The 22954-nt window shown below is 41.1% G+C and carries 18 protein-coding genes and 3 pseudogenes; 13 read left to right on the top strand and 8 right to left on the bottom strand.

All coding sequences use genetic code 11. The annotated features are described in order from the left end of the window. Window positions 1-248: 248 nt before the first annotated feature. A complete protein-coding gene (gene gcvA, locus ACE01T_RS13535) occupies window positions 249-1160 on the bottom strand; it encodes a transcriptional regulator GcvA (protein WP_180082217.1) in 912 nt (303 codons plus the stop codon). A gap of 225 nt (window positions 1161-1385) precedes the next feature. On the opposite strand from gcvA, the gene ACE01T_RS13530 reads away from it, so the two are divergent. The 8 genes and pseudogenes from ACE01T_RS13530 (at window position 1386) to ACE01T_RS13495 (ending at window position 7130) form a co-directional block, all read left to right on the top strand. Next, window positions 1386-2069 carry a cupin domain-containing protein gene (locus ACE01T_RS13530; RefSeq protein WP_180082216.1) on the top strand — a complete coding sequence of 228 codons (684 nt, stop codon included), beginning with the start codon at window positions 1386-1388 and terminating at the stop codon, window positions 2067-2069. Next, a complete protein-coding gene (locus tag ACE01T_RS13525; RefSeq protein WP_395519439.1) occupies window positions 2066-3148 on the top strand; it encodes a flavin monoamine oxidase family protein in 1083 nt (360 codons plus the stop codon). Before ACE01T_RS13530 ends, ACE01T_RS13525 begins: the two co-directional genes overlap by 4 nt. 213 nt (window positions 3149-3361) lie before the next feature. Beyond that, window positions 3362-3501, top strand: a pseudogene (locus ACE01T_RS13520) (MFS transporter); the annotation flags it as partial. Between the two features lie 57 nt (window positions 3502-3558). Further along, a pseudogene (locus ACE01T_RS13515) lies at window positions 3559-3809 on the top strand (DDE-type integrase/transposase/recombinase); the annotation flags it as partial. An 82-nt stretch (window positions 3810-3891) separates the two neighbouring features. Beyond that, window positions 3892-4209 carry a hypothetical protein gene (locus ACE01T_RS13510; protein WP_251992257.1) on the top strand — a complete coding sequence of 106 codons (318 nt, stop codon included), beginning with the start codon at window positions 3892-3894 and terminating at the stop codon, window positions 4207-4209. Between the two features lie 441 nt (window positions 4210-4650). After that, window positions 4651-5142, top strand: a complete 492-nt coding sequence (locus ACE01T_RS13505; RefSeq protein WP_086197561.1) for a macro domain-containing protein — start codon at window positions 4651-4653, stop codon at window positions 5140-5142. Between the two features lie 308 nt (window positions 5143-5450). Then, on the top strand, window positions 5451-6974 hold the full coding sequence (locus ACE01T_RS13500; protein ID WP_086197562.1) for a cryptochrome/photolyase family protein: 1524 nt from the start codon (window positions 5451-5453) through the stop codon (window positions 6972-6974). Between the two features lie 3 nt (window positions 6975-6977). After that, on the top strand, window positions 6978-7130 hold the full coding sequence (locus tag ACE01T_RS13495; RefSeq protein ID WP_086197563.1) for a DUF2256 domain-containing protein: 153 nt from the start codon (window positions 6978-6980) through the stop codon (window positions 7128-7130). Here the strand turns inward: ACE01T_RS13495 and ACE01T_RS13490 are convergent. Further along, complete coding sequence (locus ACE01T_RS13490) at window positions 7127-7378, bottom strand: TIGR03643 family protein (RefSeq protein WP_373423530.1); 252 nt, start codon at window positions 7376-7378, stop codon at window positions 7127-7129. The two genes, ACE01T_RS13495 and ACE01T_RS13490, sit on opposite strands and share 4 nt — an antisense overlap. Window positions 7379-7679: 301 nt before the next feature. On the opposite strand from ACE01T_RS13490, the gene ACE01T_RS13485 reads away from it, so the two are divergent. Continuing rightward, a complete protein-coding gene (locus ACE01T_RS13485) occupies window positions 7680-9257 on the top strand; it encodes a Na/Pi cotransporter family protein (RefSeq protein WP_180044449.1) in 1578 nt (525 codons plus the stop codon). A gap of 407 nt (window positions 9258-9664) precedes the next feature. Next, window positions 9665-9847, top strand: coding sequence for a hypothetical protein (locus tag ACE01T_RS13480; protein ID WP_395519438.1), 183 nt, complete (start codon window positions 9665-9667; stop codon window positions 9845-9847). Between the two features lie 202 nt (window positions 9848-10049). On the opposite strand, the gene ACE01T_RS13475 is transcribed toward ACE01T_RS13480, so the two are convergent. The 6 genes from ACE01T_RS13475 to ACE01T_RS13450 all read right to left on the bottom strand — a co-directional run bounded on the left by ACE01T_RS13475 (window position 10050) and on the right by ACE01T_RS13450 (window position 19324). After that, window positions 10050-11942 (bottom strand): bifunctional metallophosphatase/5'-nucleotidase, encoded by a 1893-nt coding sequence (locus ACE01T_RS13475; protein ID WP_395519437.1) that lies wholly within the window; start codon window positions 11940-11942, stop codon window positions 10050-10052. Window positions 11943-12200: 258 nt separating this feature from the next. After that, window positions 12201-14660 carry an ExeM/NucH family extracellular endonuclease gene (locus tag ACE01T_RS13470; protein ID WP_395519436.1) on the bottom strand — a complete coding sequence of 820 codons (2460 nt, stop codon included), beginning with the start codon at window positions 14658-14660 and terminating at the stop codon, window positions 12201-12203. A 335-nt stretch (window positions 14661-14995) separates the two neighbouring features. Then, window positions 14996-16174 carry an acetyl-CoA C-acetyltransferase gene (locus ACE01T_RS13465; RefSeq protein ID WP_086197567.1) on the bottom strand — a complete coding sequence of 393 codons (1179 nt, stop codon included), beginning with the start codon at window positions 16172-16174 and terminating at the stop codon, window positions 14996-14998. 81 nt (window positions 16175-16255) lie between these two features. After that, a complete protein-coding gene (phaC, locus tag ACE01T_RS13460; protein ID WP_395519435.1) occupies window positions 16256-18025 on the bottom strand; it encodes a class I poly(R)-hydroxyalkanoic acid synthase in 1770 nt (589 codons plus the stop codon). A 122-nt stretch (window positions 18026-18147) separates the two neighbouring features. Beyond that, window positions 18148-18492, bottom strand: a complete 345-nt coding sequence (locus tag ACE01T_RS13455) for a phasin family protein (RefSeq protein ID WP_086197569.1) — start codon at window positions 18490-18492, stop codon at window positions 18148-18150. Between the two features lie 85 nt (window positions 18493-18577). Further along, the gene (locus ACE01T_RS13450) at window positions 18578-19324 is read right to left on the bottom strand and encodes a beta-ketoacyl-ACP reductase (RefSeq protein ID WP_086197570.1); all 747 of its coding nucleotides are present in this window, start codon (window positions 19322-19324) and stop codon (window positions 18578-18580) included. Between the two features lie 423 nt (window positions 19325-19747). On the opposite strand from ACE01T_RS13450, the gene ppk1 reads away from it, so the two are divergent. The 3 genes and pseudogenes from ppk1 to ACE01T_RS13435 all read left to right on the top strand — a co-directional run. Continuing rightward, window positions 19748-21826 carry a polyphosphate kinase 1 gene (gene ppk1 / locus ACE01T_RS13445; RefSeq protein ID WP_180082812.1) on the top strand — a complete coding sequence of 693 codons (2079 nt, stop codon included), beginning with the start codon at window positions 19748-19750 and terminating at the stop codon, window positions 21824-21826. Window positions 21827-21943: 117 nt separating this feature from the next. Continuing rightward, a complete protein-coding gene (locus ACE01T_RS13440) occupies window positions 21944-22171 on the top strand; it encodes a hypothetical protein (protein ID WP_395519434.1) in 228 nt (75 codons plus the stop codon). Window positions 22172-22258: 87 nt separating this feature from the next. Beyond that, window positions 22259-22854, top strand: a pseudogene (locus tag ACE01T_RS13435) (IS4 family transposase); the annotation flags it as partial. Window positions 22855-22954 lie beyond the last annotated feature (100 nt).

The following is a 22954-nucleotide window of genomic DNA, read 5'->3' as shown; positions in this document are numbered from 1 at the left end:
GTTTTTTGAACAGTAACAACCGTGTAATCGCATAGTATCTTGAATTTGCTGCCAAATATCATCGGTGAGAAGAGTACGTGCCATTGAAAAAATATAGAAATGAAAGAGCTTAAAGGAGGATTTTAAGTATTTAAAACCAATTCTTCAAATGAGGACACGCCCTAGTATCCTAGACACATTTTATCTGAGCTACCTTATGTCTAGGATACTGGGAGCAGTCCAATTTGTAATAGTGCAAGTAGTTTGATTCATAGTGCTTCACCCATCAACCATATTTTAAATGCTACCAGTTTTGGCATATTCTGACATTCTTCTCGATACACTATATGATAGGCCAATGTGGAAGAGCATTTCATTTCTGGATATAAACGCCGCAAACGTCCTGTTTTTAAATCATCTGCTGCCATGACACTTCTCGCCAAAGCAATTCCATGTCCATCTATGGCTGCCTGTAATACCGCAGCCGAATTATTGATTTTTAACCCTCGCTGGACCTGTTGATTACTAATCTGATTGTACTGTAACCATGTATTCCAAGTGGTAAAACCTGAATGGGCATCCATGGTTAAATCATGGATTAACGGTAGATTTAATAAATTCTTAGCGTGTTGTAACTGTTGCTGATATTTTTGATAAAAGGCTGGTGAGCAGACAGGAAAAACCTCCTCATCCATTAATTTCTCTGCAACTAATCCTGGCCAGCTCCCCTGTCCATATCGCACCGCAATATCAATTCCATGACGACCAAAATCCACAGGCTTTAAATTGGTATCCAGTCGAATATCAATATCAGGATAGGCTTGTTGAAAGTTATCAATTCTTGGTAGTAACCATTTCGCTGCAAAGGCTGGACTAATGGCAACGGTTAACACTCCTGTCGAGGTTTGAGCCTGTAATTTTTTCATTCCAAGTGTCAGCCTATCAAACCCAGCACGAATATCAGGCAATGCCATCAATGCTGCTTCAGTTGCCATTAAGCGGGCCTTCCCCCCTGTGCTTCGCTGAAACAGGGTGATACCCAAATAATCTTCCAGACTTTTAACCAGTTGCCCAACTGCTGCAGGGGTAACATTCAGCTCGGCAGCAGCAGCCGAAAAACTGTGATGCCTGGCACTGGCTTCAAAGGCCCTTAATGCATTGAGATATACAGGTGTTTTCATTCTAAAGATTTTCTATCAATCATTAAAAGATTATCTCGTTTGTTTATATAAGACATGAATCATAAAATCAATCTATACGAACGACATACAGCATGCACATGTCAGGGCAAAAATTCAACTTGATAAAGGATCGTATTGTCATGAATAGATTTTCTTTGAAAGTAGTGATTGTTACTGGTGGTGGTGCAGGTATTGGTAAAGAAATTACAATGGATGAGACAAAGCATGTTGATTAATGCTGATTTTTCCCAGATGGCTGTGGTTAAACCCAACGATTATCAATGGGTCAAATCACCTCGTGGTGAAGTTGAACGGGTCATGCTGGATCGAGTGGGGAATGAAACCGCCCGTGCCACCAGTCTGGTTCGTTATGCACCGCAAACCATGTTTCCAGAGCATGAGCATCCTTTAGGTGAAGAAATTTTAGTGCTTTCAGGAACATTCACTGAAAATGGCCATCAGCATTATCCAGCAGGCTGGTATTTACGCAATCCAGACGGTTCAAAACACACCCCATCCAGTGAAGATGGCACACTCATTTTTGTCAAACTCATGCAAATGAGCAAAGATCATACCGAGACGATACGTATCAATACTCATGCGTCTGAAAACTGGCAAACAATCGGTCAACGTCTGATTTGTCCCTTATATGTATCTCATAATGAACATACCTATCTCGAAAAACTTAAACCACATCAAAACTTTGATGAACACAGCTTGAAGGGTATAGAGCTTCTGGTTATACAGGGTGAATTGATTATGAACGGGGAAACTTTTCTGGCAGGTTCATGGGTTCGTTTACCAATTCAAAGCAGTCATCACTTTTACGCGAGTGCAGCAGGTGCAACGCTGTATGTAAAAACAGGCCACCTTTCCTCTGCGCAAAATTTTGTGGAGCAGCAGTCATGATCCAGACCAAGATTGCGATTATTGGTGCAGGGTTAAGTGGTCTATATGCTGCTTATTTACTGGAACAAGCCAAAATCACAGACTATATTGTACTAGAAGCAAGAGATCGTTTAGGCGGTCGTGTGTATTCAGAGCAGGGATTTGATTTAGGTGCAACATGGATCTGGCCTGAACTCAACCCTGAACTCATGCAACTGGTTCAACAACTCAAACTTCCCTTTTATGAACAGTTTGATACAGGTAGGCTCGTCTTTGAAAAAAAACGGGGAATAGCACCGGTACAGTTATCGAGTCCATGGGAATCAACGCAATCGATTCGCCTTGAGGGAGGAATGAGCAGCCTGATTCATGGTTTAGCCCAACAGATTCCTGCACAAAAAATTCTGACTCAACAACAGGTCACACATATTACCCAACAGGAACATGAACGTATTCATTTAACCAGCCAAGACCAAGTCGGCAGCGAAACGCGTGTTGAAGCGAATTACGTTCTGATTGCCCTAGCACCTCGCCTCACTGCTCAACAGATTTTATTCTCTCCAGCCTTGCCTTCATCTCTATTGAGCCAGTGGAACAAGACCGCTACATGGATGGCACCTCATGCCAAGTATGTAGCAGTTTATCCTGAAGCATTTTGGAGAAAACAGGGCTTGTCTGGTCAAGCCAGTAGCCATGTAGGTCCTATGGGTGAAATCCACGATGCATCTACATCTAACGGTTATGCTGCATTATTTGGTTTCTTGGGTATTCCTGCAAATGTCCGCCAGAAAGTCAGTGAACATGAGCTTATGGCACATTGTCGGGCACAACTGATTCGCCTGTTTGGTTTAGAGGCGGCAACACCCGAAGATGAATATATCAAAGACTGGTCAACAGACATTTTCACCGCTACCGAAGAAGACTGGAAAAACCCTGCTAGCTCTCATGGAATGGCACCTGAAAATACCCCGAATGACCATATTGGGACAAACCGTATTATTGGGATTGCCAGCGAATGGTCACGACACTATTCAGGCTATTTGGCAGGGGCAATTGATGCTGCTCAGGTGGGTATTCAGCGTATTCAACAACACGTATGAAATACGATAGCTCATTTTGCACAAGATCTAAAAAGTCATATAGGTTAGCCGGTTTGGCAACTTGGAAATGGTTGAATGAAACATTCCCACTGAAACAGGCACAGCAAACTTATTCAAGAATGAAATCTGGTCAAGTCCAGTTTTGGGTTGTACCGACTGTATACCAAAACTCTCATTCGTTGCTTATTCACCAAAAATTTAGGTTTCGCTCTTATGCTGCAAAATACCATGCACCGTCAGGTTTTATCCTGGCTAGCTCACAATCTTTATTCCAGACCGTTTCAGTGATGGTGATGACGATTGGTGGTTTGGCAGGTGCCAATACCCCGACACTTGCCACACTGCCGATGGCACTGTTGCAAATAGCCGCTAATGGTAAGCTAAATCGTTTTTAGTTACAGGTTAAGCATATGAATCCCTTCCATCGTCGGCATTTTCAGGGCGAAATCATTTTTTTGGCTGTACGCTGGTATTGTAAATATGGCATTAGCTATCGTGAACATCAGGAAGTGCTTTATCACGGTTAAAACAGGAAGGAAAATGTCCGCCCACCCTTGAGCACAGGCAGATTAAATATCACAATAACGTGATTGAATGCGATCATGGTAAGTTAAAGCGCATCATTAGTGCCATGCTGGGGTTTAAATCCATGAAAACAGCTATCGATTCAGATTCCTATTTGCAACAGTGCCCAAAATAATGATGCTATAAGCTTTCTTCAATAAGATTAGATAGGGAAACAGATGCAGAATAAATCGGGTAGGGAATTACAAGTATTGGGGCAGCTCAGTAAGATTTTACTCACGGTTGCTCTGCTTTTTATTGCTTGGGTATGGTTGCTGCATTTTCCTTGGTCGTGGGTTTTGAATACAATGATTATGATGGAAATATTTGCCGTAGCTTTTGTACTGTTGTGCGAATATCAAGGTAGTGAGGTCAATGGAGCAAGTGGCTGGATTAGCTTTGCTTATTTGATCTTACATGCCTATGTAGCAGTGATTTTGGGAGTAATGCGCTTATTGCTTTGGTTATGGCAGTATGTGTTTGCTTATTTCTTTTGATGAGAGCTGCTTTAAAGAATTAATACGAGTATTCTTTTTTATAATTTTTGGCTGAATATTAGTAAAAATAATTAGCACAAACGTAAGCATCCAGTGAAACATAACTTTTTTCTTTCGGTTTAAAAACCCAATGATTCAATTATATTGCACTTAAGTCTAAGAACAAATGCAGCAGATATGAGACCCAGTTTCAGAAAAGAATGCTAAGCTGAATATAGCAACTTATAGGTTGATTTTTAAACCAATTTATTAATTTTTTGATGCTAATTTTTAATAAAAATGGGATTGCTCTACCTGTAAAATTATAACATAAATTTTTATAAAATTTATTAATTAGCAAAGACTTAGTGGTTATTAAATTAGATAGAAAAATAGCAATGACTAGCTAGAATGAATATAGAAGAGAAGTTTAACAAGACCATTAAAACAGGAGTCAAATCTATGATTTATGAAGTATCTGGAGATATTTTACTGAGTAATGCACGTGCAATTGCCCACGGTGTTGCACCAAATGATAACTTTGCAACAGGTTTAGCTTTAAGTCTGCGTGAATACTGGCCGGCCTTATACAAAGACTTCCGTAACTATTGCCATATTAATCACCCTAAAGCGGGAGAACAATGGACATGGGTGAATGCTGAAGGTCAACGTATCGTCAACCTGATGACACAAGAAGCGGCTTATGATAATGGTTCCAAACCAGGTAAAGCATCGACAGAATATGTCAACCGTACTTTGAAAAACTTAAAAGAGTTGATTGAAGAAGAGAAGATTGAAAGTTTAGCGTTACCACGTCTTGCAACAGGCGTTGGCAGTTTAGACTGGGAAGATGTACGCCCACTGATCTATAAGCACTTAGAAGACTTAAATATTCCAATTTATATCTATACTTTGTACCAAAAAGGCGTAAAAGCGGACGAACCAACTCATTAATTGTTCGCTTGTCTTGTGGAAATAAATTGTTCCCAAACTAATAAAATTGAGTGAGTCAATTTGATACCCCCTCTTTATATTTCATTCAGAGGGGGTATTTTTATGGGGGAATATTCAAAATCTGGATCTAGCAATAGCTTTTACGGGACTGTTCAGTCCTGAAACCTTTGAACAGAAATATTTTAAGAATTTAGAGGAATCGGTTGTCCACAATATTGTCTAGGATCACTTTACTGATCGATATTTTCACAAAAAATTGAAGTCACTATATTTAGACTACGCTATCTTTCACGGGTTCTGAGATCAGTATGCGTTTCGGTTTAATTCTGGGTGACCAGCTTCATCATCAGCTTGCTACACTCAAGGCGCTGGACCGTACCCGGGATGTGATCCTGATGGCTGAAGTTGTTGAGGAAGTCACATATGTCAACCATCATCCGCAGAAAATTGCCCTGATTTTTAGTGCCATGCGTCATTTTGCCAAAGAGCTCAAAGCTGAAGGCTGGCGTGTACGTTATCACACCTTTCAACCTGCTAGTCCGATTCGTAGCCTGCTGGATTTCGTGCAGGCGCAGCAACAGCTATTTCCCGTCACAGAACTGGTGATAACCCACTGCGGTGAATACCGCTTGCAGCAGCAGATTGAACAGCACTGGAGCCAGCAGCTGCAACTGCCGGTACAGTGCCTGAATGATAACCGTTTTTTCTGTAGTCCAGAGCAGTTCCGGAAATGGGCCAGCCGCTACCAGACACTGCGTATGGAATATTTTTATCGGGAAATGCGCAAGCAGACCAGCTATTTGATGCAGGGACAGCAGCCTGTAGGACAACAGTGGAACTATGACAGTGCCAATCGCAAGGCCTGGTCAGGCAGTCCGCCATTGCCTACACCACTGCATTTTGAACGCGATCAGATTGATCTGGAGGTGCTGCAACTGGTTGAATACGAATTTCCCAATCACCCTGGCAGCCTTGACGATTTCCGCTGGGCCACCACACGTAGTAATGCCCTGCTTGCATTGCAGCATTTCATTGATCACAGTTTACCTTATTTTGGCGACTATCAGGATGCCATGGTTCAGGGGGCAGACACGCTGTTTCACAGCTTGCTCTCGCCTTATTTGAACTGCGGCCTGCTGCTGCCCAGAGAAGTCTGTGATGCAGCAGAAGCTGCCCACCATGCCGGTCATGCACCGTTAAATGCAGTGGAAGGTTTTATCCGGCAGATTCTCGGCTGGCGCGAATATGTCCGCGGGATTTACTGGCTGTACATGCCGGAATATGCCAACCGTAATGCACTGCAGCACTCAGCCCCACTGCCACAATTTTACTGGACCGGCCGTACCCGGATGAACTGTATGGCGGAGTGTTTCCGCAATACCTTTCAGCATGCCTATGCGCATCATATCCAGCGTCTGATGGTGACCGGCAATTTTGCCCTGTTAACTGGTGTAGACCCGGAGCAGATCAGCGAGTGGTATCTGGCCGTCTATGCCGATGCCTATGCATGGGTAGAACTGCCGAACACGCTGGGCATGGTGATGCATGCCGATGGAGGCTTGATGGCCAGCAAACCTTATGCGGCTTCGGGTAATTACATCCATAAGATGTCAGATTACTGCAAGCACTGTAGCTACAATGTCAAAACCCGTACCGAGCCGGACAGCTGTCCGTTTAACAGCCTGTACTGGTATTTCATGATCCGGCATGAAGCGATATTCCGCAATCATCCACGTATGGGCATGATCTATCAGCAGCTGGATAAACTTAAAGATCGGCAGCAGATTATAAGCCATGCCCAGCAGCTCCTTAGCCAGATCAATGAGTTATAAACGATGAAAAAACAGCATCTCCCTGAAAAAATATGTATCCACTGCTTGCGCCCTTTTACTTGGCGCAAAAAATGGCAACGCTGCTGGGAGGAAGTCAGATACTGTTCTGAACGATGTAAACGTGAGTCCAGACAGCGGCCAAAACAAAGTGCTTAGAAACGTTTATACTGCCGTGAACAATAGGCCCGAATGACATCGGGTGAACGCAGTTGCAGATGTTTGGTTTTTCGGCCGGTGACCCGTTCACGCCACATTTTAAAACTTGATGCTTTCATATTTTTCCGCATCAAGCGGATCACCGCCGCTTCATTCAAACCAAACTCACGCTGGATGGCTTCAAAAGGCGTTCGATCTTCCCAAGCCATTTCAATGATCCGTGACAGGTCCGCTCCTACATATTCAATTACTTGACGCACCACATACCCCTGATTGCTTTGATTTTTAAAATAAAAATTGAGCGATAAAATTTAAATTTATGTCTCTGTGTATTTTGGTCAGATCAAGCTGACCGACATCATTTTAAAAAAATGCAGATGAATATTTTGTGATTTTTTTACCTGGATTGTATTTTATTGCAGTGCTATCGGGCTTTTGAGCTCAACCCGTGATCAAAATCCCTATGACCAAATCCTATCCTCGGATTGTAGTTAATGACATCGCCTGGATCAGACGGTATGCTGATGCTAAAAACACCTTGGGAAAATTGTGCTCGAAGTTATTGCTCAGCTCTGTGGCGGTATTGGTTTATTCTTGATTGGCATGATTTTAATGACCGACAGTCTTAAGGACATGGCTGGTGAAACCTTACGGCTATGGCTGACCAAATTTACCGGAACACCGTTGAAATCACTATGTTCTGGTATTGGTCTGACCTTGATTGTCCAGTCTTCTACAGCGACGACGCTGGCGACTATCGGTTTTGTCGGAGCTGGAGTATTGAGTTTCTCCCAGGCGATTGGGGTGATTATAGGGGCCAATATCGGAACGACCAGTACCGGCTGGATGGTGGCTTTACTCGGGGTGAAATTTTCTATCACCACTTTTGCCTTACCTCTGATTGCTGTAGGTGCGTTGCTCAAATTATTAACACATGGGCGTTTGGCCTTATTCGGTTTTGCGCTTGCAGGTTTTGGCCTAATTTTCTTTGGGATTGAGCAATTACAGCTTGCGATGTCAGGTCTTGCTCAACAAGTCGATTTGTCCATTTTTCACTATGATTCATTCTGGCAGAAACTGTTTCTGGTCTGGATCGGACTGATCATGACGGTCTTGCTGCAGTCTTCCAGTGCCGCTATTACCGCGACTTTAGCAGCTTTAGCCAGTACTGCGATTGATCTGCAGCAAGCCTTGTTACTGGTGATTGGACAAAATATCGGGACAGTGGCAACCGCAGTACTGGCTGTGATTGGCGGCTCGGTGAATGCCAAGCGGACTGCAGCGGTGCATGTGGTTTTTAATGTGGTCAGTGCGATATTTGCTTTCTTTTTGTTGATTCCCTTATTTAACTGGGCCTACCGTCATGTTCAATATATTGCTGAATGGGATGAAGTCGTCATTGTGGCAGCATTTCATACTTTATTTAGCTTAATCGGCGCATGTATTTTTATGCCCTTGATCCATCCCTTTAATCAGCTCATTTGTAAGTTTTTACCGCAGAAAAAGTCCGGTGCCCTAGAAATTCTGGATGAATCCAATCTGGACATTCCAAGTGTGGCCATCATTGCTGCAGAAAAAGTGACTTATCAAATCCTGATTCAGATGTTTGAGATATTACGTCGTGCATTTCAGGAAGGCGTCAATCTGAGCCCAAAACAATTACAACAATTAGATCAAGAGATTGAGTATCTAGAGGCGTATTTAGAAAAAATAGTCGTTCCAGAATATCAACAGGATAAACAGCGACTGACCTCTTTATTAAGGATGATGGTGTATATTCGGGTTCTACGCAGTGATCTGGAAGGTGTTCCCTATGCACTGGCTATTCGAACCCAACCACAGATTTATCAAGTGGCTTTAGATTTTTTAAATATTCTCGAGCATTATGTCAGCCATCCGGATTTTTTAGAAAATGCTGAAAAGATTGAGAATTTTAAGCAGGAAGTGACCAATCTCAAACAGTGGAGCGATGAGCATCGGACAGCCTTACGTGAGGAAGTGATGCAATATGCCACTTTGAACCGGCTGAGTGCAGCCAGAAGCTTAAAACTGCTGGCAGCAAAACGCTGGCTGGACCGATTAATTGCCCATACCAAAAGATTATCCAAGGTGCTAGCTGAACGTTAATGCCGAGAACAGTTCTTGAATGGTTTTTAGGTAGAGCGACAAGTGAAAATTGTGCTCAATCATGAAGGATGGGGTCATTTGGGGGGGACTCGACTATTCAAAATCGAGCTCAAGACTCATTCTGATCATGCGAATACGGTTCTGTCACGTCCCTGCTGTTTCCCATACATGGCCTGATCTGCCCTTTCGATGACGTTTTCCAGTGTTTCATCCTGCCCGACTGTGACGATGGCTATAGTCGCGGTGATAGATACGACTTCGCCATTTTTTAATAGTAAATATCTAGAGAACTTTGGTGCAACAAAGCCAATACAATATAAAACTATCTCTTTTTTTTGCGTCCGCGCATTCTAATTGGGTCGGTTAAACAATCGGTAATTTTATAATTTTTGAAAAGGATAAATAAAATGACCAAGCAACAGCACCCCAAAGATGAATCGGAATCTAAAAGAGCTGAAGAACAGACAAATCAAGAGGATCTTCAGCCACAAAAGAATCCTAAAGATAAATCTGATCAGCATGAAATGCATAAATCAAGTCACTATCATCAGCACCATGATACAACAAGCAATTATAAGCAACCTCATTGAGTAGGATTCTATTACAGTAGAAGGCTGAAGATATTCAAAAATTTTAAAGACAAAACTGCACAATATTTTGGAGTATGCTCGCATACGATAAAAAATGGAAAAATTGACCAAGACCAGATTTGGAACTTGACTATAATGATTTACAGACTCTACATGCTCCGAGTCAGTCATCATTCGGCTGACCCGGACTAATCAAGTCAGCTTATTCTTTATAAGTCTGCGTACTGTAGCGTTCAACAGCTAAGCGTTTCAACACTTTTTCATTTTTTGCATAATCCAAGAAGGCTTCAGCATAATCCAGTCCCACCTCTACACGTCGTTCACCAGTGATATTTTTAAAACTGCTATAAAAATCTTGACCATCTGCCAGAAAATTAATGGTAATCACCTGATAGGTCTGGTCTGGATTTAAAGCTTCATAAATTCCTTGTGCATTGCGAACTTTTAAGTTGGATATCCGTTGACCTTTGGTTTTGGATAAATCTACATCCCACTGCAGTCCACCCGCGTAGGGATAACTACCGGTATTGTTATTTACGACTGCATCCATCGCATCTTCAAGTACATTTTTAATTTCTAGCCCAGTCGCCTTCAATTGCACCAATGTGTTTTTAAATGGCAATACCGTATAAATTTTCTCTACAGAAATATCACCTTGGGGAAGATCTACCCTGACACCACCGCCATTTTGGATCGAGATATCGGCATTAAAATACTTTTTACCTTGTTGCAAAAATGCTTCAGCCACGAGTTGTTGCACATCACCGCCATGTTGGTTGGTAAAATCTGATTTATTACAGATGTCCCCTAACGTGGAACGTGAGGTATCTTTTGTCGTTCCGGGTACACGACGCAGGCATAGATTTTCTTGGGCATTGGCAACAATTTCCTTGCCCAATAAATTTTTAGCAACTTTATACGGTTCCAGGATAGCTAAAGCTGCAGCATTAGGTTGAATAATACGCAAGCTGTTACTGCTTTCAATATCTTTTTTAATCACATCCAATTCAGTAGTATTCAGGGCTGGAGCATCTTTAGCACTGCGCTTAAAATCATCTCCAATTAATACATTTGCTTTGCCGGTACATGCTTGAACTTTTCCGTTGGCATCAAAATTTACTTTTAATTGACCAACCACATAGGCATATTGCCATGCTTGTACAACACAAACCTGTTCACCATCTTTATTTTTTAGGGTTGTTGGGTAGTTGCCTTCTGGACTCATTCCATAGTTTTTCAACTTTGCATCTGCCAGCAAGGTATGTGAATCACCACCCACAATGACATCAACACCAGACAATTGTGCAGCCAGTGCTTTATCCATGCCATAGCCTAAATGAGACTGTACAATAATCTTATTAATGCCTTGTTGCTTGAGCTGATCAATATAGTTTTGTGCAGTGGTTAATTCATCTTTAAAAATGGTATCTGCATTCGAACGAGAGGCATTCTTGGTTTTATCAGCAATCGTTAGACCGATTAAGCCAATTTTTTGCCCTTCTTTGTCCATAATGGTATAAGGTTTTACCAGATCAGTCTGGTAGAGTGCTGAGGTTTTTCCAAACTCGACATTGGCACTTAAAACTTGTGTTTTATTTTTACAGCGACCTTTATTATTCAAGAAACCAATAAATTTTTTTAAGCCTTCATCGGTATTATCAAATTCATGATTGCCTAATGTTAACGTATCGAAGCATACCGTATTCATGAGATCTGCTTCGGCTTCACCTTCTTTTAAAGTAAAGTACAAATCGCCAGTGATGGCATCTCCTGAATGAATTTTTATCGGGTTTTTCTCCGTACTGGCTAGGCTATTCATCAGTGCCGCAACTCGTGCAAATCCGCCATTTGAAACCTGGATTGGCTCGCGATTACCTACAGAGGTTTCCAGCAGTAATTTGGTACTTTCTTCATCCAAATGTGAATGGCTGTCGTTAATATGCAATACATTTACTTCCAGCGGTTCAGATTGAATGATAGGCGTTATACTGGTACTGTCTTTAGTATCATTATTACACCCTGCTAAAAATATACTGGAAACGAATAGACTGCATGTGATACTTGAATATTGAATGCTTCTATTTTTAAAGGTCATAGCCATACCATTTTGATCATAATTTAATCATAAATAATGTGGGACTATTGTTTAAAATTCATGAATTTAGCTATTTTCCGCACAATAAAATAAGGAGAAATTTTATATTTCTCCTTATCGATTAAATCAACAAAAAAATTCTAAAGATCCTAGCATAGAGCTATTATCGAAACCTATCATTTAAGAATGTCTTGATGTGCTCAGCAATTCAGCCATCCGCTATATGTCTTCAGTTTTTTAAATTGATACTTTATTCAATCAACTCAATTTACGTCTGCGTAGAGTGGAAACTAAAACAAGCCCGGCTAATGCAAAAATTGACCATACTCCCATGCTGCCACCACTTATTTCAGTGCTATCAGGAGTGTTTGCTACATTCTCATTGAGATCCATATCGACAATCACAGGATCATGATCGGAAGAACGGAATGCATTATCGCTATAGAATGCTGTGATTTGCTCTTGTGTTTTATATTCTTCATTATAATCTAAAGCTGTCGGCTCATCCGCATTGATGTGCCATGCAAAAGCACGCTTCACCCTTGGGTATAAGTTCGCATCGGCAATGGCATGATCTAAGTTTCCTGAACCGCCATTGCCATTAGTATCACTGGCTACGCCAAAAATATAACTATAGGCTGCTTTACCCTGACCAATTTTTTCATCATTTAGCAAAACCTTATAATTGGCTTTTTCAAATGCCAATATTGGGTCTTCTTTAGCGTAACTATTCATGTCACCGACCAGTAAATAATTGGGGTTATTCACTTTGGTCGGATTCGTTGCAATCCACTGCATCAATTTTTGTACTGCTGTTAAACGTGTCGCGTTCCAACAGCCCTGTCCATCACCTTGATCAGCATCTAACGAAGTTTTATCATCAGGACAACTGCCTTTAGATTTCAAATGATTCGGTATAATCGTAAAAATTTTCCCGCCAGATAAAGACTGGAAGCTTTGTGCCATCGTTACCCGGTTCTTTTGAGTCTGATCATCATAGACCGTGGGTTCTCCCACGGTTTTAACGCGCTTACTGTTATAAATAATAGCCACAGCAATTGCATCTGTACCCAGTTTGGTCATCTTCGGTGGAATGATATATTTCCAATCGGCACCTAAAGCTTTGCTGAGGTAAGCGACTGCACTTTTCTCATCATAGCCATTGTTTGCAATTTCCATTAATCCATAAACATCTGCATCAATCGCTTTCAAAGCAGTCACGATTTTCTGATGCTGTTTGTTAAACTCGGATTGTGAGGTTGCACCGCGTTCCGTAGGAAAACCTTGGGTGGTACCATTATCATAATTCAATACATTAAAAGCAGCGGCACGAATTTGTCTGGACTCTTTTGCGGGTACTGTTGTTCTTAAATTTGAGTCTTTAATGATTTCAGGCTGTGTTTTATTTAAAATAGGTTGAATACGCCATGTATTAAAGCGATATTCCAGAATCCCTTCAACATTTTTCAACTGATAGCCACTTCTTAAAGTGTTTAATGCATTAAAGTTTTGCGGCAGCCATGGGGTTCTATTTTGATTGTTATAACCATCATCCAGGATAATTTTTGACAATAAATTTTGTTTGGCCAAATTGACGGCTTCAAGTGATTTTGCTGGATATAAATTGGTTGGAATATATAAGCGCCCCAAGCTTAAGGATAGCTCACCATATCGCCCATAATTATAATTTTCACTAATGGTTAAAGTCTGCGGTATTTTGACCAGCATCCCTTGATATCGTTTAGGGCTATGACCTTCTGCATCCGTCAAACTTGAGAAGGGCAATTGTAAAGGAGTGGCGCTAACCAGATTTTCAGCTTGTTGATTACAGGTTTGAATATTACTGCTGAGTTGATCGATCTGTAGCTGGTTCTGATAAGAAGTAAGACGACCTTTAAAAATAACCTCTTCACCTACTTTTCCACCAGTCACTGTACTACTTGCGGGTAAATATACAAAAATGGCGTTGCTTAAGCCAAGTTTAGCTTTACTGTCTGGGGATTGAATATAAAACCCGGAAAAACCATTTTGGTAACGATAATCAGCAGTGATGACTCCACGAACGATATATTGCTGATTGAGTGCAGCGGTTTGTAAGTCTGCAATTGGCGTATCGGCCGTACTGCAACTGATTTCAGCCAAGGTAGATTCAGTATTGACTGCACCTAAGTAACTGTTGAATGCATTTCGTTCAGACCATTTAGACCATTGGCTTTCTAACTCAAATGCTGCTGCAGGATCGATCGAAGTGACATTATTTGAAGTTTTAGTACGTGACAAACTATTTTGATAACTACTAAAACTGACTCCCCAACCAGTGCCTGGATCTTCCCCCACTCGACCAAAACGATCTATTGGCGTACCTTTATACAGCAGGACAAGTGCATCATCCCCATTAAAAGAAAGTCCTGCAACCTGATCAACTTTAGAACCAATTTCCGTCTGTAATTCTGAGCGACCAATAACGTATTTTGTTTTGCTTGCCAATGTACCTTGTAATGGAAAAGCTGCTGACTTAGTGGTTGATCCATTGCTAAATTGCTGAATTTCATAATCTGCTAAATTTACTGTACTACCATCAGGATTATAAATTTCTAATCCTTTACGGTTAGAGGAACCATCAATATATTGACTGAACATGAGTTGTGCATAACTTGGAAACGAACAGCCTAATAAAGCCAAGCTGAGACATAAGGTATGTGGTTTTAAAGTCTTCATATTTTTTAATGTTTGTTAAAATTTTGATTAGACTAATTTTTGTACATTACATCGTTATGAATGATTGATGACAGTTTTGCTAGAAAAATATAAGATGCTGTTTTAATTCAGTAAGTATCGGTTAAAGCACCTCCTAAATAATCGATACAATTAGCTTGATGTAAGTCCCCACATAGTATTTTTAAGTGGGGACTTAGTAAATGATCATAAATTTTTAGCAGCGATCCCTGTTGCTAAAAAGTGACTAACATACAGCACTCAGTTCAAAATCGGTTCGGGACATCTAGGCTTGAAAATCTTTATGCAACAAAGCTTCTCGCAATCAGAAATAATGTTTAAAGTCGCTCAATTGCTAATGCAACGCCCATTCCACCACCAATACATAAGGTCGCCAGTCCTTTTTTCTTTTCACTGCGTTGCATTTCATGTAACAGCGTGACCAGAATTCGACAGCCTGAGGCTCCAATTGGATGGCCTAAGGCAATAGCTCCACCGTTGACATTGACCTTTTCCATATTGAGGCCCAGTTCTTTCGACACTCCTAAAGCTTGTGCGGCAAAGGCTTCATTGGCTTCTACCAGATCAACCTCGTCCAAAGACCAGCTTGCTTTTTCTAATGTTTTTCTCACAGCATTTACCGGACCGAGTCCCATCACTTCCGGCTCAATACCCGACAGGCTATAGGCTTTAATTTTTGCTAGTGGCTGTAAACCAAGCTCTGCTGCTTTATCGGCACTCATCACCAATACGGCTGCTGCGCCATCATTAATCCCTGAGGCATTACCTGCAGTCACCGTTCCATCCTTTTTAAAGGCTGGACGCAGCTTAGCTAAACTTTGTTGATTCGTTTCGGGTTTGATATATTCATCACGATCAAAAACTAGCGGATCACCTTTACGTTGTGGCACTTGCACTGGCACAATTTCTGCGTCAAATTTCCCTTCCACCTGTGCTTTAACTGCACGCTGCTGAGAAGATAGTGCCAAAGCATCCTGATCTTCACGGCTAATCGACAGTTTTTCCACAATATTCTCAGCAGTCATTCCCATGTGATACTGGTTATACACATCGGTCAGACCATCATAGACCATGCTATCCACCAATTGCGCATTGCCCATCTTCTGTCCGTTACGCATCTGGATAATATGGGCACTTTGTGACATCGACTCCTGCCCCCCTGCCACGACAATATCGGCTTCACCAGTGGCAATGGCCTGTGCGGCCAAATGAACAGCGCGCAGTCCAGAACCACACACCACATTCAAGGTCGAAGCGGGTACTGAAACCGGAATACCCGCTGCAATTGCCGCCTGACGTGCCGGATTTTGTCCCACACCTGCAGTCAACACATTCCCCATAATGACCTGATCTACCTGTTCTGGCTTTATTCCGGCAGCGTCTAATACCGCAGCAATCACTACCTTTCCTAACTGCGGTGCACTGACGCTAGCCAGGCCACCCAAAAAACTTCCAATCGCGGTACGTTTTGCGGCAACAATCACAACTTGTTTCATTTTATTTCCTATTTTTTAACACATGTCTTGCTTGATACTCCTGCCCCCATACGATTGGCCGGCAGTGAGAATACCTAAATGCTAAAACAGACTGACCTGTACATAACTGCCCGGTGCAGCTTCCTTGACAGGATAAGTTGCACTACCTAATGTACGCGCTGGAACCTGATCGCCGGTATAAGGTGCGATCCATTCATGCCAGCGTAACCACCAGGATTCTGGATGGAACTGGGCATCTGCCAGCCACTGTTTCGGGTTTTCATAAGGTATATTATTGGTATAACAGCCATACTTGTTGCGGTTTGGCGGATTGACAATGCCTGCCACATGTCCAGATTCGCCGAGGACCAACGTGCTTTCACCCGCCAGATAGGTAGATCCTTTAAAGCACGTATCCCATAGTGCAATATGATCTTCCTGTGTCGAGATAAAAAAGTTCGGTGTTTTCACTTTCGACAGGTTTAAACCCACACCATTGACCTTGATCTTATTCGGCTGAATCAGTTCGTTATTAAGGTACAGATTGCGTACCAGGAAATTGTGCACATGTGCGGCAATGTTGGTGCCATCACTATTCCAGTACAAAATATCAAAGTCAGACGGATGCTTGCCCTTCAGGTAATTTTCAATGTAATAGTTCCAGTACAGGGTATTTTCACGTAACAGACTAAAGGTCACCGCCAACATACGGCCATCAAAATAGCCCACCTGTTGATTCAAAGTTTCAATCCCTTGAATGACCGGCTCATTAATAAAAGCACCCAAACTGCCTGGATTGTCAAAGTCCAACATGGTTGCCAGATAGGTGGCACTCTTGACGTGATTCTTCAGACGTTTCGCCACATAGTACGCCTGCGTCGCAGCAAGCACCGCTCCACCGATACAATAGCCAATGGCATTGACCTCTTTTTCTCCGGTCATTTCCTCAATGACACGCATTGCCTCAACCGTACCGGAGGTAATCAGGTCCTCAAAGCGCATGTCCTTTTGTTCAGCTCCCGGATTACGCCAGGACATTAAAAATACCGTGTGCCCTTGCTGACGTAACCAGTTCACAAAAGAATTCTGCTCACGCAAATCCAGAATATAGTATTTATTAATAAAAGGCGGGATGAGCAAAATAGGCGTCTGATATACAGTTTCAGTGGTCGCTTCATACTGTAACAATTGAAAAACCGGATTTTCAAAGACCACCGCACCCGGCGTATAGGCCAGATCTTTTCCTAAACGGAACGAGTCATTATTGACCATGCGTACGGACAGATATTTACTGCTGTTCATGATATCGTCATGGAAAATTTCCATGCCACGCACCAGATTTTGCCCGTGTTCCTGTACCGTCTGATGAATCACTTCCGGATTGGTCCACAAGAAATTGCCGGGAGAAAAGGCATTCACCATTTGGCGGGTGAAAAAGTGGATACGCTGGCGGACTTTATCTGGGATGCCTTCGACCTCATCCAGCATTTCTTGTACCAATTGACTGAAATGCAGATAAGACTGGGTCAAGAGATCGTAATTGGGTTCTTGCCAAAGTGTATCCTTGAAACGGCGATCACCCGGCTCAGGTTTCACGAGAGGCTGAATATCCTTGTTCACACTGCGCAGCATGATATTTTGGTAAATCTGCATCTGACCGATCCACCATTTGCTCTGCATCTCGATCAAGCGTGCCGGATTTTTGGTTAATGCCTGAAAGAACAGGTTCATATCTTCACTGTTGACTTTGTTCAATGCATCATTGAGCGGATTATCACCATAGTAAAATTCTTGCACTTTCTTCCAGATTTCTTCATGGACATCGAAAAAACGCTGGACGTTCTGATTAAACTGAAAAAGATTCTGCTGCATTTGCACCACTCCGCATACTGGGTCATTCCTCACTTTCCTATCAGGAATGGAATCGAAAAACGGGGAAGTGATCTCCACTTCCCCGCTCGCTAGTCTTCAATCTTCATTAGGACTGTTAACCGTTATTTATTGTTCGGCATCGATTCGCTAACTAACTTGTCAAACTCGGCTTTAAATTCAGTGGCCAAGCTTGCCAGTTTTTGGCCATCATCAATCATTTGCTGGCTGAGTTTGCTCATGGTTTCCACTTGCTTCATGCCACAATTGATCATACTTTGCATGTCTTTGACTTCACTGTTGGCAAAGACTTGCGACAAGGTAATATCGGCATAATGACGTGCAGCATTGAGTTGTAAATTGGTCAGATCCGCAAAATTTTTTGCCACCAGACTGTTAAATTTTGCATAAGGTTCAAACATATTTTTGTACTGAGCATTCATGTTTGAAAAGATATCGCCATATAGCATGTGTATTACTCCATTGATTTATAGTACTTAAAATTTAGTTATTGTTAAAAAATAAATGAAAAAACTGGCTCAGTGAGCACAGGACTTATTGCATGTATAAACCGCCATTGATCGATAAGGTTTCACCCGTAATATAGGTGCCATACTCACCGACCAGATACATGACAGCCGCTGCAATTTCTTCAGGCTGGGCAAGACGCTGCAAAGGAATCTGGTCTTCAATACTTTTTACGACCTCTTCCCGCATGGCAGTCACCATCGGTGTTGCCGTATAGCCCGGGGCTACAACATTCACGCAAACATTGGAACGTGCACCTTCCTGAGCCAGAGCCTTGGTAAAACCGATCATGCCCGCTTTTGCGGCTGAATAATTCGCTTGACCAAACTGTCCTTTCAGACCATTGACCGAACTAATATTGACAATGCGTCCCTGCTTTTGCTCCAGCATTTTATTAAAGACTGGATGGGTCACGGTAAATAGTGTCTTTAAATTGGTATCGATTACCTGTGACCACTGTTCAAAGGACATTTTCTTAAATGTTGCATCGCGTGTGATGCCGGCATTATTCACCAACACATCTACGCGACCTTCAGCCTGTATCGCATCCTGGATCGCGCTCGTCGCATCAGCATGATGGGTCAGATCGGTTAAGACAAAACGGACATCTTCCTGTTGGAATCCCTCACTTTTTAACCACTGCTTTTCACGGTCTTCCTCTCGAGGCACAACCGTTGCAATCACTTTATAATTTGCCTTTACCAGCTGACGACAAATCTCACTACCAATACCACCGAGTGCCCCTGTCACAAATGCGACTTTTCTTTCGGACATATCTTTACCTTTAGCAAATCGAAAAAATGGTTGAGTGAATCCACAAAGATTCTTTGGAATCTGGACTTAAATTAACCCTTTCTATGTTAAGGCTCGATTACAGACGATCGATTTTTTATGAGCAAATGTAAATGGCTCTAGGTTTGAGTAACTGCAAAAAAGAAAAATTAAATAAATAATGCAAAAAAATCACTAAAAAGTATAAATAACATACGCTTAAATAATATATAAGGTATAATTTAACAAATCTGTAATGTAATTTCCGCAGACTGTTAAAGTTGAATAGAATTCAATTTTAGCCTTTTATTAATACAATAATTTTCTTATTTAATGTACTGAAAATCAGTTTGTCTCATTTAAGGGTTTTATGAATGTTTATTCAATTGATTTGAACCTTGTTATCTAATGATATAAGAGCCATAAATGACTGCTTTAAGTGTGCCTTCAAATTCTTCCATACATACATTAAAAACTTATATTAATCGGGACCTTTCCTTACTTGAATTTCATAAGCGAGTATTGGCACAGGCGAAAGATACTGAATATCCTTTACTTGAACGACTCAATTTTTTAATTATTTTTTCACGAAATCTAGATGAATTTTTTGAAATACGTGTCGCGAGTTTGATACAGCAATTTGAGCTGTCTAGCCATAATAAGACCCGTCCGGATAATTTATTCATCTCAGAAATACTGACGACGATTTCTAAGCTTGCACATGAGGCCGTTGAGGAACAGTATAAAATACTGAACTATAATATCCTGCCACAACTGCAAGGCAATGGAGTTAATTTTATTCAGCATGGTGATATCCTTCAAAAACATAAAGCATGGATTAAAGATTATTTTCATCATGAAGTTCAACCTGTTGTAACCCCCATCAGTCTAGACCCCGCACACCCTTTTCCTCGTTTAGCCAATAAAAGCTTAAACTTTATTGTCACTTTGGAAGGCAACGATGCCTTTGGACGAAAAATTGATTTAGCGATTGTTCCTGCCCCTCGATCATTGCCAAGATTAGTTAAATTACCCACGCATGTTTCTGGTGAGGCTGAGCACTACATTTTACTTTCCGCGATCATTCAGCAACATATTCATGAATTATTTCCAGGAGTGACCACAACCGGGTGTTATCAATTCCGGGTAACGCGAAATGCTGACCTCACCGTATCAGAGGATGTGGAAGATTTAGCAATCGCTTTAAAAGGGGAACTTTCATCTCGACGTTTTGGTCGCGCTGTCAGACTCGAAGTGAATAAAGCGTGTCCAGAGATGATTACTGATTATTTACTGGAACAATTTGATCTTGATCAAGATCAGCTCTATCTGGTGAATGGTCCTGTTAACCTGGCTCGTTTTATATCGAACTTTAATTTACCCGAGTTACGTTTCCCTCCCTATGTACAAAAATTACCAAAAGGGTTGTATAGTAAAAAATCGATATTTGAGGTATTAAAAACCGAAGATGTCTTATTACACCACCCTTTTCACTCTTTCGCTCCGGTCATTAAGTTGCTGAAAGAGGCAGCCCGTGATCCACATGTGTTGGCTATAAAACAAACACTTTATCGCAGTGGTGTAGATTCTGAAATTGTGCAAGTCCTTGCTGAAGCGGCACGGAACGGTAAGGAAGTCACAGCCGTGATTGAATTACGTGCACGCTTTGATGAAGAGTCAAATATCGAAGTTGCCAATGTATTACAAGAAGCTGGCGCAGTTGTCGTATATGGGATTGTCGGCTATAAGACTCATGCCAAAATGATTCTGATCGTGCGTCGTGAAATAGACAAAATTAAACGTTATGTTCATTTAGGTACAGGTAACTATCATGCGACCAATGCCAAAATCTATACCGATTATGGCTTACTTACCAGTGATGCTGATATTTGTGAAGATGTACATAAAATCTTTCAAGAATTAACTGGTATGGGAAAAACCATAAAGCTGGAAAAACTTTTTCACGCGCCATTTACCCTTCACTCACAATTACTTGAACTCATACAGCAGGAAATTAAAAATAGTAAAGCAGGAAAAAAAGCGCAGATCATTATTAAAGTCAATGCATTAACTGAACCGCAACTGATTCATGAACTTTATCAAGCATCACAAGCGGGTGTACAAATCGATTTAATCGTTCGTTCAATTTGTTGCTTACGACCACAAGTTGCAGGGCTCTCCGACAATATTCGTGTACGTTCAATCGTCGGACGTTATTTGGAACATACTAGAGTGTATTATTTTTATAATGATGGTGACAGCAAACTGTATTGCGCCAGTGCGGATTGGATGGGACGTAATTTGTTTTCTCGCATCGAAACCTGTTTCCCGATCGAGAATAAAAAAATTCGCAAACAAATTCTTGAAGAAGGATTGAATAATTATCTCAAAGATAATCGGCGTGCATGGGAATTACACGCAGATGGAACCTGGATACAATGTCAGCCTGGTAGTGGACAACCAGTCTACATTGCCCAGCAACAATTAATGAATCAGATTTTTTAACGAAAATTTTTGAGTTATTGTATAAATGACAATCACTTGCAATGATTTAAATTCATTTTAACCAAATTGTAACAATCCAATCCTAAAGTAAAAATCAAGAGGGAATGAGTCAACTATATGAGCGATATCAGTGTTAAAAAGATCAACAAATTAATTGAACAGTTTGAACAAGCTGGCAATAAAACACAAGAGCTTGAAATAGGCTATAAAACGTATGCCATGCTTATGTCTGATCAGAAATTTGCGGATAAAGTGACCAAATCAGCAGAAAATGCTGAAGAGAGACTTTATAAAAAAATTAAAATCAAACTTATTCCAGAGAAACATCATTTTAAAATAAAGTAAGAAGTACAAAATTTTTCTCTGTACACGACAAAAATAGATAACTCATTGAAATAATGTCACAATAATTGTTTTCTAACGACGAATACTATGACACATCTCAATGAGTTATATCTTATCTTAAACAAATCTCTAAAATGGAACAAGTCACATTTAAAGTGCTTTGCGCTCATCATGCTTGTGATCATTTTAAAGCAAACATGTAATCTTTCTTCTGCATCTAAAGCCTTGCCCATCAAGTGCTTACCACAATCATTTTATCGACGTATGCAGCGCTTCTTTGCAGGTCAGTATTTTGATTATCGTCAAATTTCTCAGTTGATTTTCAATATGTTTTCATTCGACAAAGTGCAACTGACTTTAGATAGAACCAATTGGAAATGGGGAAAACGAAATATTAATATCCTGATGCTTGCGATCGTTTATCGTGGAATAGCGATACCTATCGTTTGGACATTGCTTAATAAACGTGGAAATTCAGATACGAAAGAGCGGATTGCTTTGATTCAACGCTTTATATCCATTTTTGGTAAAGACCGTATTGTGAATGTGTTCGCAGACAGAGAGTTTATCGGTGAGCAGTGGTTTACATGGTTAATTGAACAAGACATCAACTTCTGCATTCGTGTTAAAAAAACTTCATTGTCACCAATCATTTAGGGAAGAATCATAAAATTAGTGATTTATCTTCATCGAGCGTAAGACCCCCACCGACAGTCAGGTGGGGGATATAAGCGAGTGGCGATAGCCATAAAAAATCAAATATCGCCTTTATTACAGTGCTTT

The sequence above is a fragment of the Acinetobacter uliginosus genome, from assembly GCF_044130295.1.
Classification (GTDB): Bacteria; Pseudomonadota; Gammaproteobacteria; order Pseudomonadales; family Moraxellaceae; genus Acinetobacter.
The sequence above is the reverse complement of the archived record's forward strand: the minus strand, read 5'-3'. Positions and strand labels throughout refer to the sequence as shown.

What these genes read in the sequence shown, in the direction of transcription:
- ACE01T_RS13495 (WP_086197563.1), top strand. Translation starts at nt 6,978, where the DNA reads ATGAAAAAACAGCATCTCCCTGAAAAAATATGTATCCACTGCTTGCGC.
- phaC (WP_395519435.1), bottom strand. Translation starts at nt 18,025, where the DNA reads ATGCAGCAGAATCTTTTTCAGTTTAATCAGAACGTCCAGCGTTTTTTC.
- ACE01T_RS13440 (WP_395519434.1), top strand. Translation starts at nt 21,944, where the DNA reads ATGAGCGATATCAGTGTTAAAAAGATCAACAAATTAATTGAACAGTTT.
- ACE01T_RS13500 (WP_086197562.1), top strand. Translation starts at nt 5,451, where the DNA reads ATGCGTTTCGGTTTAATTCTGGGTGACCAGCTTCATCATCAGCTTGCT.
- ACE01T_RS13475 (WP_395519437.1), bottom strand. Translation starts at nt 11,942, where the DNA reads ATGACCTTTAAAAATAGAAGCATTCAATATTCAAGTATCACATGCAGT.
- ACE01T_RS13505 (WP_086197561.1), top strand. Translation starts at nt 4,651, where the DNA reads ATGATTTATGAAGTATCTGGAGATATTTTACTGAGTAATGCACGTGCA.
- ACE01T_RS13465 (WP_086197567.1), bottom strand. Translation starts at nt 16,174, where the DNA reads ATGAAACAAGTTGTGATTGTTGCCGCAAAACGTACCGCGATTGGAAGT.
- ACE01T_RS13510 (WP_251992257.1), top strand. Translation starts at nt 3,892, where the DNA reads ATGCAGAATAAATCGGGTAGGGAATTACAAGTATTGGGGCAGCTCAGT.
- ACE01T_RS13470 (WP_395519436.1), bottom strand. Translation starts at nt 14,660, where the DNA reads ATGAAGACTTTAAAACCACATACCTTATGTCTCAGCTTGGCTTTATTA.
- ACE01T_RS13530 (WP_180082216.1), top strand. Translation starts at nt 1,386, where the DNA reads ATGTTGATTAATGCTGATTTTTCCCAGATGGCTGTGGTTAAACCCAAC.
- ACE01T_RS13455 (WP_086197569.1), bottom strand. Translation starts at nt 18,492, where the DNA reads ATGCTATATGGCGATATCTTTTCAAACATGAATGCTCAGTACAAAAAT.
- ACE01T_RS13480 (WP_395519438.1), top strand. Translation starts at nt 9,665, where the DNA reads ATGACCAAGCAACAGCACCCCAAAGATGAATCGGAATCTAAAAGAGCT.
- ACE01T_RS13450 (WP_086197570.1), bottom strand. Translation starts at nt 19,324, where the DNA reads ATGTCCGAAAGAAAAGTCGCATTTGTGACAGGGGCACTCGGTGGTATT.
- gcvA (WP_180082217.1), bottom strand. Translation starts at nt 1,160, where the DNA reads ATGAAAACACCTGTATATCTCAATGCATTAAGGGCCTTTGAAGCCAGT.
- ppk1 (WP_180082812.1), top strand. Translation starts at nt 19,748, where the DNA reads ATGACTGCTTTAAGTGTGCCTTCAAATTCTTCCATACATACATTAAAA.
- ACE01T_RS13525 (WP_395519439.1), top strand. Translation starts at nt 2,066, where the DNA reads ATGATCCAGACCAAGATTGCGATTATTGGTGCAGGGTTAAGTGGTCTA.